Source organism: Aquiflexum gelatinilyticum (genome assembly GCF_024741135.1).
Classification (GTDB): domain Bacteria; phylum Bacteroidota; class Bacteroidia; order Cytophagales; family Cyclobacteriaceae; genus Cognataquiflexum; species Cognataquiflexum gelatinilyticum.
In genome coordinates this window covers 1-12772 of the sequence record NZ_JANSUY010000006.1, presented here as the reverse complement: position 1 = coordinate 12772, position 12772 = coordinate 1, and the positions used below count along the sequence as shown (strand labels likewise).

At 42.8% G+C, this 12772-nt stretch carries 8 protein-coding genes; 7 read left to right on the top strand and 1 reads right to left on the bottom strand.

Going from position 1 to position 12772, the window contains the following annotated elements:
- The first annotated feature begins 133 nt into the window (after positions 1 to 133).
- The 3 genes from NU887_RS10185 to NU887_RS10175 are packed head-to-tail and all read left to right on the top strand — an operon-like array spanning position 134 to position 3099.
- Positions 134 to 610 carry a (2Fe-2S)-binding protein gene (locus tag NU887_RS10185; protein WP_258423259.1) on the top strand — a complete coding sequence of 159 codons (477 nt, stop codon included), beginning with the start codon at positions 134 to 136 and terminating at the stop codon, positions 608 to 610.
- Positions 611 to 621: 11 nt separating this feature from the next.
- Positions 622 to 2847, top strand: coding sequence for a xanthine dehydrogenase family protein molybdopterin-binding subunit (locus NU887_RS10180; RefSeq protein ID WP_258423258.1), 2226 nt, complete (start codon positions 622 to 624; stop codon positions 2845 to 2847).
- A gap of 60 nt (positions 2848 to 2907) precedes the next feature.
- On the top strand, positions 2908 to 3099 hold the full coding sequence (locus NU887_RS10175) for a hypothetical protein (RefSeq protein ID WP_258423257.1): 192 nt from the start codon (positions 2908 to 2910) through the stop codon (positions 3097 to 3099).
- Positions 3100 to 3429: 330 nt separating this feature from the next.
- On the opposite strand, the gene NU887_RS10170 is transcribed toward NU887_RS10175, so the two are convergent.
- Positions 3430 to 4533, bottom strand: a complete 1104-nt coding sequence (locus NU887_RS10170) for a serine hydrolase domain-containing protein (protein WP_258423256.1) — start codon at positions 4531 to 4533, stop codon at positions 3430 to 3432.
- Positions 4534 to 4637: 104 nt separating this feature from the next.
- On the opposite strand from NU887_RS10170, the gene cysQ reads away from it, so the two are divergent.
- The 4 genes from cysQ to NU887_RS10150 all read left to right on the top strand — a co-directional run.
- Positions 4638 to 5423 (top strand): 3'(2'),5'-bisphosphate nucleotidase CysQ, encoded by a 786-nt coding sequence (cysQ, locus tag NU887_RS10165; protein ID WP_338080992.1) that lies wholly within the window; start codon positions 4638 to 4640, stop codon positions 5421 to 5423.
- A gap of 227 nt (positions 5424 to 5650) precedes the next feature.
- Positions 5651 to 6175 carry a nuclear transport factor 2 family protein gene (locus tag NU887_RS10160; protein WP_258423255.1) on the top strand — a complete coding sequence of 175 codons (525 nt, stop codon included), beginning with the start codon at positions 5651 to 5653 and terminating at the stop codon, positions 6173 to 6175.
- Positions 6176 to 6630: 455 nt separating this feature from the next.
- Positions 6631 to 7014: a response regulator gene (locus NU887_RS10155; RefSeq protein WP_258423254.1), complete on the top strand. Its 384-nt coding sequence runs from the start codon at positions 6631 to 6633 to the stop codon at positions 7012 to 7014.
- Positions 7015 to 7123: 109 nt separating this feature from the next.
- On the top strand, positions 7124 to 12772 hold a 5649-nt coding region (locus NU887_RS10150; protein WP_258423253.1), incomplete at its 3' end, for a nuclear transport factor 2 family protein.

Here is a 12772-nt window from a genome sequence, read left to right as displayed (position 1 = left end):
TTGCACTTTCAAGTCATAGAATTCAAAAATCATAAAGTCCAACTTTACCTTGCAGAAAATATCATCTAAACCATTGAAGACCTTTATTTTCTAAGAAAATTCCGATATTGAAAAAAAATCAAAACCCTGAATCATGACTAGTTTGACGATAAATGGAAAGGAATACAAGGTAGATGCTCCTGAAGGGATACCTTTACTTTGGGTGATCCGCGAACAGTGCGGTTTGACAGGTACAAAGTTTGGATGCGGTATTGCCCAATGTGGTGCATGTACGGTTCACTTGGATGGCCAACCTGTTCGTTCTTGCGTCACACCGGCGATTTCGGCAGAAGGAAAAAACATCACCACCATTGAAGGGATCGCTCCTGAAAAAAATACGCTTCATATCGTTCAAGAAGCTTGGATTGAAGAGCAAACGCCGCAATGTGGGTATTGCCAATCCGGACAAATCATGTCGGCTGTAGCCCTTTTGAATGAGAATCCATCTCCAAGCGATGAGGAGATAGATGCAGCCATGTCCGGGAACATTTGCCGCTGTGGCATGTATGGACGCATTAAGTCAGCCATTCATCGCGCTTCAGCAGCTCTTCAATCCTCCTCCACACTCTAAAAAATATAGCTATGAAAAAATGGACTAGACGGGCATTTATAGGAGCTGGAGTTTTGGCAGGAGGGACCTTGGTGATTGGAATAGCCATCCGACCGGGAAACCGCTCCTCCAAAGTAGCCGGATTGATAGCTTCAGAAGGAGAAACGGTCATGAATGTTTGGCTCAAAATCGCTCCGGATAATACGGTCACGGCCATCATTCCACATGCCGAAATGGGACAGGGTGTGCATACCGCCTTGGCGATGATGCTCGCTGATGAAATGGATGCTGATTGGTCTAAGGTGAAGTTTCAGGAAGCTCCGGCTGATAAAGAATATGCCAATTTCACCTTGTTGAAAGGTTTTGTTGCAGGCAATGCAACTTTCCCCAAGTTTATAGAAGGAACGATCGATGGGGTTTTCCTCACTGCCGTCAAATCCCTGAATTTCCAGATTACAGGCGGAAGTGCTTCGGTGAGATTTACCGGTCAGCAAGCCATGCGGATCGCAGGCGCTGCAGCCAAATCCATTCTTATGCAGGCCGCTTCAGATACCTGGAAGGTGCCGATAGAGGAGCTTATCGCCAAAAACAGCATCATAAGTCATCCGAGGAGCAACCGTAGTGCCACTTTTGCGGAGCTTGCACCTGCTGCAGCCAAGGTCAATATACCCACCCAACCAAAGCTAAAATCACCCGAAGAGTTTACCCTCATGGGGACTTCTCAGCCACGATTCGATATTCCGGCCAAGGTGACAGGTGAAGCCCAGTTTGGAATGGATGTGCAGGTACCCGGAATGAAATACGCCACGATTAAGGCATCTCCGGTTTTTGGAAGTAAAGTAAAATCTATGGATACCACAGTTTCCTCTAGCCAACAAGGTGTTAAAAAGATTTTAAACTTGGGAGATGCAGTGGCTGTCATTGCGGATAGTTTTTGGCAGGCAAAAACTACATTAGATGTACTTCCCATTGAATTTGAAACCACAGAAAATAGTGGCTTGAATCAGGAAGAAATCATCGACCGCTATCGCAATGCAATGGATAGCGATTTGGCAGAAGGAAACCTGGATACACACTTCAAAGACGGTGACGCAACTACCGCATTCGAAGAGGCAGCTATCCTTGTCGAAGCAGAATACCAACTTCCTTTTCTCGCCCATGCCACGATGGAACCCATGAACTGCACTGCTTGGTTACACGATGGTAAATGTGAGATTTGGTGTGGCAGTCAAAATCCTCTTGGAGTTAGGGCTGCCGCTGCAGAAATCCTTGAAATAGATATCGATCAGGTGACAGTCCACAATCAACTTTTGGGAGGTGGATTTGGAAGGAGATCCGAGACAGATGTGATTAAGCAGGCAATCCTGATCGCAAAGGAAGTGGACTTCCCGGTTAAATTAATCTGGTCAAGAGAGGAAGATACACAGCACGATGTCTACCGGGAGGCAACTATCAGTAGGATGAAGGCGGGCTTGGATCAATCGGGACTTCCCATTGCTTACGCCCACCAGTTTATCTTCAAGCACCATCCCCCTGAAGCAGCGGATATTCCGTATTCGATTCCTAATCAGTTGATTCATTATTCCAGCCCTGCCTCCCATGTGCCTTGGGGCAACTGGCGAAGTGTCGACCATTCGACGCAAGGATTTTTGACAGAATCGTTCATTGATGAAATGGCGCATGCTGCAAAGCAGGATTCTTTTGCATTTAGGAAAAAACTAACCAGGGATAATTCAAGGTTTCAGCGTGTTTTGGACTTGGTTTACGAAAAGTCAAATTGGGGTGCACCACTGCCTGCAAATTGGGGCAGAGGCATAGCAATTGCCCAATCTTTTGGTTCCATTGTGGCTGAGGTAGCAGAAGTGGAGGTTGGAATAGACGGAAAGGTGAAAGTTCATCGTGTGGTCTGTGCAGTGGATCCGGGTTTTGCTATTCACCCAAATGGATTCATTGCCCAAATGGAAAGTGGAATAATCTACGGATTGGCCGCTGCCATGACCGGAGAAATTACTATCGAAAACGGTGCAGTGGCACAAAGTAATTTCCATAATTATCCCGTTACCCGAATGAATGAAGCGCCAAAAATCGAAACCCATATCATCAATTCCGGAAATCCTCCCGGAGGAGGTGGAGAACCAAGCACTCCAGTCATCGCCCCGGCTGTGACTAATGCCATCTTTGATGCTACCGGAATCCGGATTCGCCAGCTTCCGATTTCCAAAACCGATTTAAGAGCATCGATCAGGCAAACGACCTGATAACTCTCTACAGCGTATCCTAAAACATTGATTTATCAAAACACCTAATCCATAGAAAACATGGGACTATTTTGGAACCTTATCCAGCAAAGCCAAATTTCAGACCAAAAAGGCAGGGCAGATACTTTGGAAGCGAGAGTAGCTTATTTAGAATATGAACTTCAAAAGACCAAATCTCTTTTGATCAACACATTAAAGATCCTTGAAGAGCAGAGTGGAAAAGATATTGATGGGGATGGAAAGATAGGATGATGATAGTTTTTTCTAAAATTAAAAAAACAAATATGACCTCACTTTTCCTCAAAATCTGCCATAACCTTCCTAGAGGGCAGGAAACCAGCTAACCCGATATTTAGCTTATTGTCTTGGGGAATTCTTTTGGTAATAATCGGAATTCTGATTTCGCTTCAGATCAATATCCGGTATGAAAACACAAAAAACCGTGTCTTTATTCTGGGGATAGATTGATTTGGTGAAGGCCTCAATAGTTTGATTTTCTGATCCAATTCCGAAAAACTAAATACCGGTATTTGTCTTGAATTCTCTTTTTAGAGAAGGTGATTAAAAAATGATGCTTACCTATCAAAATCCTTTTAATGCGGCCACAGCACTTTCTACCAATTCGGTGTTGGCTTCATGGTAATTGTTATTTAACAAAATCAGGGTTTTGTTTTGATCAATAAACCGCATGATCAGCGTTTTGTATCCGGGATTATCACCGGTGTGAGAAACTATTTTTCCCAAAAGTTCATCTTTGCCCAAGTCCCAGCCAAAGCCATAGTAACTTAATGTACAATCGTTCAGAGATTGGGGAGAGAATGCTGATTTCAATGTTTTTTCACTGACCTGTGTGCCATTGTATAATGCCTGATCCCAGATCAATAAATCCTCTGCAGTGCTGCTGATCCTTCCCGGACCTTTTCTGTTACCTAACCATACGGTGTAATCTGAATCATGGAATTTATTGGCATTGACATATTCCCCATTTTTGTTTTTGATATGGCCTGCGGCAAAGTTGCTTACCTTGGCTTTTTCTTCCAATGTGCGGATGTCTGTGTCTTTCATCCCTAAGGGCTTAAAGATCCATTCTCTAGAAAGGTCGATAAAATCCCGTCCTGTTACTTTTTCCACTATGCTTGCAAGGAAAACGTATGCAGTATTACTGTACTCGTATTTTTCTCCGGGTTCAGCAAGCATTGGAGGATGGTATTTGCGGAGATATTCCAAAATAGCTTGGTTATCGGCCACTTTATTTTTATCCCAATGTTTGTCCATGACTGCCTGATAATCAGGAAGTCCATTAGTATGGGTTAGTAATTGCTTGATGGTGATTCCCTTATAGGGAATATTAAGGTATTTGTCAGCATTGTCGGAATACTCAAGAAGGCCTTTTTCCTGACACATCATGACCATCATAGCAGTAAACTGCTTGGAAACAGAGGCCATTTCGAATATATCTGTTGTCAACAGGGGGATTTTCTGTTCATAGGAACGGTAGCCTGTCGCTTTTTCAAAAACAACTTTGCCATCTATGGCCAATAATAATACACCCGAAAATCCTTTGGATTCGGCTGTTTCAAAGGCGCTTTCCACAACAGAGACCTGGGCTGAGGCAATATTGGAAATCAAAAGGATATTTGTGATCAGACACAGGAAAAAGAAAAGTTTGATAGATTTGGCGTTCATGGCTGAATTTCTTGGATTAAGAATATTGCGAGATATAGTTATTTCAAATTAAATAAAAACCTCGGTCAAAAGCTATGGGTTTGATACATAGATTACATTTATAAATGATGGACAGGCAATCAATTGATATTTCTTCATTGACAGAATTGGCAAAAACAGCGGCCTTAAAAGCTGGAGATAAGATTCTGGAAGTTTATTTTTCGGATGAGATTGGATTGGTTTCTAAAGATGACAATTCACCACTTACCTTGGCAGATCAGTCAGCCCACTTTGAAATCCTTGGGCATTTGGAAAAAACAGGACTGCCGGTTCTATCAGAAGAAGGCATCAATATTCCTTATGTAATTAGAAAAGAATGGGATTATTATTGGTTGGTAGATCCGCTTGACGGCACCAAGGAATTTGTCAAAAGAAACGGAGAATTTACTGTCAATATCGCATTGATCCATAAAGGTACTCCTGTCATGGGTGTAGTTTATGCCCCGGTTTTGGATTGGATGTATTGGGGAAGTAAATCTGTTGGAGCTTGGAAGCAGGTGGGAAATGGGCAGCCTTTCAAGCTGACTGAAGTATCCGATCACAACATCAGGACCATAGCTGCCAGTAAATCTCATATGAATCCTGAGACAGCTGAGTTTATTTCCCAATATCCGAAAGCCGAAATTATCAGTATGGGCTCTTCTTTAAAGTTTATGTTGGTAGCTGAGAATAAAGCCCAACTTTATCCACGCTTTGGTCCGACGATGGAGTGGGACACCGCTGCTGCGCATGCCATAGTAAAAGCAATGGGAGGGGAGGTAATTGCCATGAAGGAAATGAATTCACTGCCTTATAATAAACCAAATTTACTGAATCCCGATTTTTTGGTTCGGTCTTGGCATAGTCAGTGATTTAGCTTTTTCATCTTTAAATAGATAATTTAATCATAGTATTTTTGAATTTTCGGTCTTTTGGATCAAGAACTATAGATTTCAATTTTGATTAGAAAAAAAATCCTGTCTGTTGGGACAATAGAACCGCTCGTTGGTCCTTGATAGGTTTTATTAATCTTTTATTATCCTAAACTTCATTACGGTAATCAAAATGGTTGCTTTCATTAAATCTAAACAAACATCGTATGAAAAATTATAAAGTAGCTATTGGTTTGGTTTTGCTTGTAATGTGTATGCCTTTGATTTCAAATGCTCAGGAACCCGCATCGACTCTGGAATTTCCCAACGCGGCAAAAGCCTTAGAGGTCGTACAGAAATATACGAAAGCTCTTCAAGCAGGAGATGTTGCCACGATGGATGCCCAACTCGCACCCGGGGCAATGGTTTATGGTTTGGGAGGCGGTTTGGATTCCCTATCTAAAGCACAGCACAAAGAATATTACACCAACAGTACCAGTCAATACAAACACACCCTTTCAGGAGAACTTTATTTGCCAGTCAAAGTCACCAACAATTGGAATGAGGGTGAATGGGTATTATCATGGGGTACCAACACTATTCAGGACAAAAAAACCGGTAAAACCATTCCTGTTCCTTACCATACTGCCGGAAGGGTAGTGAATGGTAAGATTGTGTTTTTGCGATATTGGTATGATATGTTAAATATTTTGGAAGCGCAGGGTTTTGAGGTTCGACCACCCTCGAAATAGGCGCAGCCAAATTATTTTTTTGTTATTTGAGGTTTACAGGAATTCATTTTTTACCTCAATTTTTTTACCTCTTTCTTTTTAAAAAAGCTTTTTTATATAATACTTTAATGCCTAATCCCGAGATAAACCTCGGGAATTTTTTTTATACATTGGGACAATATATCCCTGCGTTCGTCCTAAATAGGATTAGATTCCTCTAGTATTTTTTAAATTATGTTATCGCAATTTTCAAGTGAGAGGAAATAGATTTTTCCTTTTAAATGAAAATTTTATCTGAAACTATTTATACCAAATTTCATTTCAATATTTGGTCGCTAATAGTTATAAAAGATGGATAAATGGAAATTGATTAAAATGAATTAACTTCAAGTTGATTAAAAAAGTCAGGCCCTTCCATTTTTAAAAAAATTTTGTAAACAATTAACCAAAATTTAAAAAATAGAACCAATATGTCCATGAAATTTTTAATTGTAGATGATGAAAGAGATGTCGAATTGTTGTTCCGACAGAAACTCCGAAAGGAAGTCCGTGAAGGATTGATTGAGCTTGAATTTGCCTTCTCGGGAAGTCAGGCATTGGAAGTTTTGCGTAGTCATCAGCCACCTGAGGTTATGTATATTTTTTCGGATATTAACATGCCGGGAATGACAGGATTAGAGTTATTGGAAAAGGTCAAATCCGAGTTTCCTCAAATTCAGGTCAGCATGATCTCGGCTTATGGCGACAGTGAAAACCACGACAAAGCCATGAGTTCGGGGGCAAAAGAATTCTTCACCAAACCAATAGATTTTATTTCTCTCAAGGCGGAATTACAAGAAATACTGTCCGGTTCCAAGTGAAAATAGGTCTATGTGAAAATAGTTTTTGGAATTTATAGGATAGTTTTTTGGACGAATCTGTAAAATTCAAAGAGTAGACCTCAGAATATTAATTACCCAAAAAGCCAATATGAAGAAATCCAATAAGGATCGGGAATCCGAAGTTTTGAAAGTCTACAATTTGTATTGGGACAGCTATTTAAACGGATACCTTGAGACTTTTGCATCCACCATGGATGATGCTTTTGAAATGATCGGAACATCAGAATCCGAAGTCTGTCATTCCAAAGAAGATGGCATAGAATTTTACAAAGCCCAAATCCAAGAGGTAGTGGGAAAGACAGAAATGAGAAATAGAATCATTTCTTCCAAACCTTTGGGTGACATGTTTCTCGTGAATGAAGCTTGTGATGTATATATTTTAGGTACACCGGAATTGACTTTTTATTCCAAACTGAGATTGTCGACGATTCTTCATGAAACCAAGTCAGGGTGGAAAATAATACAGCAGCATGGTTCTCTCCCTGACATGCGTGTGGAGAAAGGGGAAACAATGGCTTTTGAGAAAATCACAAAAGAAAACCTTGAACTCCGTGATGCGGTAAAGCGCCGGACGGCCGAACTGGAAAGGAAAAACAGGGATTTGCATGTAGAGGCAGCGTTGGAAAAGGTAAGAGCCTTAACAATGGCCATGCACAGTAGCGAGGATGTAGGAAAATGCATCGTCAAGATGTTCTCTGAACTCACTGCATTAGGTGTCGATGAAGGCACCCGATTTGGCATCGGCATCCTGAACCATGACAACGAAAACAACCAACTTTGGACGGCCCGCAAAAATGGAGATGAAGTCAACATGCATATCGGCAATATCGATATGACCTCACACCCCTTGCTGAAAAGCGCCCGCAAAGCCTGGAAAGAGCAGACTCCCTTCCACAAGTATGTATTGGAAGGAGAGGATTTGCTGGATTATTATCGAATGCTCAATAAAGCACCTGATTATAAGATTCAGATCCCGCTTGAAAAATTACCCAAAAAAGAAATACAACATTGTTTCATCTTCGAACATGGATTTTTTTATGCCTTTAGTCCCCGTGAATTCCAACCCGAATTGATTCACATAACCAAGCGGTTTAGTTCTCTGTTTGCACAAACTTACCAAAGGTATCTCGATCTGGTAAGAGCTGAAGCCCAAGCCCATGATGCAGAAATCGAATTGGCTCTCGAACGGGTAAGGGCAAGAACGATGGCCATGCAGCACTCTGATGAGCTGACCGAAGCCTCAGTGGTTTTGGACCAGCAGGTCAGAGCATTGGGTATCGAAACCTGGGGCTGTGCTTTTCATATATATGCTGATGATCCTGAAGGGGATTATGAGTGGTTCAGTAGCCGTGAAGGGACTTTGCCATTTTACAAAACTCCCAGAGAAAATTTCTTCTTGAAGTTTTACGAAAAAGGCAAAGCCGGAGAAACTTTTCATGTGGAAGAATTCTTAGGTGAGGATTGCAAAGTTCATTATGATTACCTCATGACTATTCCCGTCATGGGTGATGCACTACGTGAAATTGTGTCTTCTGGTGCCTCCCTTCCTGAGTCGCAGTATGACCATATTGCTTTTTTCAAGCATGGATTTTTATTATTCATTACCTATAAGCAAGTTCCCGAATCACATGCCATTTTCCAGCGCTTCGCTAAAGTTTTCGAACAGACCTATACGCGTTTCCTCGATCTCCAAAAAGCCGAGGCCCAGGCAAGAGAAGCAAAAATAGAAGCAGCTCTGGAAAGAGTTCGGTCCAGAACCATGGCCATGCACCATACCGAAGAACTCAAAGAGGTTATTCAGGTCGTATTCGAGCAAATGGTGGGTTTGAGTATCCATGTAGAACATGCAGGGTTCATTCTTGACTACAAGGAAAGAGAGGACATGCATATCTGGTTGGCAGATCTCCAACAAGGAGTGCCAACCGAAATCACCTTTCCCTATTTTGATTCCCCTCATTGGAACAGTTACCGGGAGGCAAAAGTCAGGCAAGAATCTTTCTTTGCCAACCTGCTCCCCTTTGAAGTAAAAAACAAATTCTACCGGGATCTTTTTGAATTGATTCCCGAATTGACGGAAGAAGCGCAGCAAGCAATTTTCAACAAACCTGGACTTGCCATTTCCACCGTATTGCTGGACAATGTGGGCTTGTATATCGAGCATTACTCAGAGACACCTTTTAATGCCGAAGAGAATGCTGTTCTGATGCGGTTTGGAAAAGTATTCCAACAAACCTATACCAGATTCCTAGACCTCCAAAAAGCCGAAGCACAAGCAAGGGAATCACAGATAAACCTTGCAGTGGAAAGAATTCGAGCGATGGCCTTGGCAATGCACCAAACCTCCGAATTAAAAGAAGTCATTAAAATAGTTGATGACCAAATAAAGGCACTCAATGTGGACAATTCCGGAGGAGCCTTTATCGTAATCAATGAAGATTTACAAGATGGTTTCAGCTGTTGGGGTGCGGGAGGAGTTGGTAACTATATCCGCAAAGTTGACATTCCTTTTTTAGACAGACCAATTTATAAGGAGCTAAAAAAAGGTATAGAAAACAGAATTCCATTTTTCAAGGAGAATTACGGCTATGAGGAAAAATGGGAATTCTTCAAGCATCTTTTCAAGCATGCCCCTTTTGACGAAACTCCACCTGAACGCCAGAAAGCATTGCTGTCAAATTCCATGGGCTATGCAAGATCTTGTGTTGTTTCAAACAATACCAGCATTTTCATCATCAATCACAATGGAAAGGCTTTCAAAGAGGATGAAAATAAAATCCTCCGGGAAATAGGGAGAGTGTTTGAGCAGGCTTATACCCGGTTCCTAGATCTGCAAAAGGCAGAAGCTCAGGCGCACGAAGCCAAAATAGAAGCAGCCCTAGAAAAAGTCCGCTCCCGCACCATGGGAATGCAGAGCAGTAAAGAACTGCCTGAAGTTGCCAACCTCTTATTTTTGGAAGTACAGGGATTAGGAGTACCTGCCTGGAGCAGTGGGTTCAACATTCTGGCCGAAGACGGCAAATCTGCCGCCGCTTGGATGAGCAGTGAAGGCGTACTTCAGGAACCTTTTAAACTTCGCTTATTTGGTGAATCATCCTTTGATGAGATGGGAGCGTTCATCAATAGCAAGGATACTTTTATGGTGCAGGAGCTTGGGGGAAATGCACTTGTAGAACACTATGATCACATGAAATCCTTCCCGGATTTAAAACCCACTTTTTCTGCTATTGAAGCGCAGGGACTTTCCCTGCCCACCTACCAAATCAACCACCTTTGCAAATTCTCCCACGGTTTTCTGCTGTTTATCACCTACGAACAAGTTCCGGATGCCCATGATATTTTCCGGCGTTTTACCAAAATCTTTGATCAGACCTATACCCGTTTTCTTGACCTGCAAAAAGCAGAAGCCCAAGCCCGTGAAGCTCGTATTGAAGCTGCTTTGGAACGTGTAAGATCCCGAACCATGGGAATGCAAAAAGCCGAAGAATTGGGTGAAGTAGCCACGATATTGTTCGGTGAAATGAATACCTTAGTGGACAATCTTTGGACATGTGGTTTTGTGCTTTGTGAAAAAAACCGAAAAGAAGACGAGTGGTGGCTCAGTCTCACAAATGGATTGATTGAGCCTTTTTCTCTTCCAAATGTGGGGGATTATGCACATGAAGTGCTTTATGAAGGTTGGGAAAAAGGGAAACTATATCGTACTGTGACGCTGGAAAACGCACAGCTTCAGGAGCACTACAACTGGCTCATGAAAATCCCAATTGCAGCCCAAATTTTTGAAGACATGGAAGCTTCCGGCATTCCACGTCCAAACTGGCAACGCTTACATGCAGCCTATTTTAAGACTGGATATTTGGTCATTATTACTGAAGTGCCCTGTGAAGAGGAAGAAATATTCAAACGCTTCGCTCAGGTATTTGACTTGACCTATACCCGATTCCTTGATCTTCAAAAAGCGGAAAAACAAGCCAGAGAAGCCCAAATTCAAGCAGCATTGGAAAAAGTCCGTTCTCGCTCTTTGGCTATGCAAAGTCCAGATGAACTGATCGAGGTAGCCCAACTGCTCCGAGAGGAAATGGGGGAATTGGGTGTTGAAGAGCTGGAAACAAGTTCTATCTACATCCAGGATGAGAGTAGCGGATTGACGGAATGTTGGTTTACTATCAAGAACACATCGAATCCCGGTAAGGCTGTTGCCGATCAAATGACCATCAAGTTGGAAGAAACTTGGGTTGGCAGGCAGATGAGGGGTTTTTTCCAATCCTCAGCTGAGAAAACTTCCATTTTGATGCAGGGAAAGAACCGCATAGAATGGATCCGATACTGTGAGGGAAAATCAAAATTATTTGGAACAAGTAATTTCTATGGGGAAACCATTCCAGAGCGTACCTATCACTTGTATAAATTTTCAAACGGCTACATCGGAGCAGCCGCTCCGGGGGAGATTTCCTCAGAAAGCTGGGACCTGCTAAAAAGAGCCACCTCTGTTTTTTCCTTTGCCTACACGCGTTTTCAGGATCTTCAAAGGGCCGAAGCGAGCGCACGGGCGGCGATGAGACAGGCTTCGCTTGATAGGGTAAGAGCAGATATCTCCTCTATGCGCAGTGCCAGTGACCTGGACAGAATCACGCCACTGATCTTTAAAGAATTGACCGTACTAGGTGTTCCATTTATCCGCTGTGGGGTTTTTATTATCCGGGAAAAACAAAAAATAGTAGAAGCCTACCTTTCCTCACCGGAGGGTAATTCGCTAGGGGTTTTGAGGCTTCCCTATCGGGCGAGCGAACTCACCTATCAGACAGTGGAGGCCTGGCGAAAAGGAGTGGTTTACCATCAGCATTGGAATAAGGAGGACTTTATCCAATGGATCAACCAATTGATGGAACAGGATCAGATCCAGGACAGTAGCACCTATCAGGGGGCTGCGGCACCACCTGAATCACTTGATCTGCATTTTGTCCCTTTTGCGCAGGGGATGCTTTATGTTGGCGCAGTCAATCCATTGGATGAAGAGGAATTGGAATTGGTTCAGGCATTGGCCAAAGCATTTTCCATCGCCTATGCCCGATTTGAGGATTTTGTCAAGCTGGAGAAGGCCAAAGCCGAAGTGGAATCCGCCATGAGCGAACTCAAAGCCACGCAATCTCAGCTCGTGCAGCAAGAAAAACTCGCCTCCCTCGGCCAACTTACCGCCGGTATCGCACACGAGATCAAGAACCCGCTGAATTTTGTCAATAACTTCTCGGAGGTGTCTATTGAGATAATTGGCGAGACCTTGGAAGAGATGGAGAAGAGAGAGACCAGAGACGAGACAATCATCCTAGAAAACCTTGAGGATATCCAGTCCAACTTGCAGAAAATCCATGAACATGGCTCTCGTGCCAATACCATCGTGACTTCCATGCTGCAACATTCCCGCGGAGGTTCGGGAAAAAAAGAACCCACCGACCTCAATGTCCTGATCCAAGAATATGTCAACCTGAGTTTTCACGGGATGCGGGCAGGAAAGAATCCGATCGATGTGGAGATAGTCTTGGATTTGGACCCTGAAGTAAAGGAAGTATCCCTGATCAAAGAAGATTTCACAAGGGTAATCATCAACCTGTGTAACAATGCTTTTGATGCCCTAAAGACTGTAAAGACGCTGCATGCTCCGTCTCTAAGAGTACGCACCAAAAAGCAGGGAGATACAATAACCATCGAAGTGGCGGACAATGGCCCCGGCATCCCCGATGAG

Bases quoted from the DNA above. Each gene is read 5' to 3' on its own strand.
- NU887_RS10185 (WP_258423259.1), top strand. From the start codon at position 134: ATGACTAGTTTGACGATAAATGGAAAGGAATACAAGGTAGATGCTCCT.
- NU887_RS10180 (WP_258423258.1), top strand. From the start codon at position 622: ATGAAAAAATGGACTAGACGGGCATTTATAGGAGCTGGAGTTTTGGCA.
- NU887_RS10175 (WP_258423257.1), top strand. From the start codon at position 2,908: ATGGGACTATTTTGGAACCTTATCCAGCAAAGCCAAATTTCAGACCAA.
- NU887_RS10170 (WP_258423256.1), bottom strand. From the start codon at position 4,533: ATGAACGCCAAATCTATCAAACTTTTCTTTTTCCTGTGTCTGATCACA.
- cysQ (WP_338080992.1), top strand. From the start codon at position 4,638: ATGATGGACAGGCAATCAATTGATATTTCTTCATTGACAGAATTGGCA.
- NU887_RS10160 (WP_258423255.1), top strand. From the start codon at position 5,651: ATGAAAAATTATAAAGTAGCTATTGGTTTGGTTTTGCTTGTAATGTGT.
- NU887_RS10155 (WP_258423254.1), top strand. From the start codon at position 6,631: ATGAAATTTTTAATTGTAGATGATGAAAGAGATGTCGAATTGTTGTTC.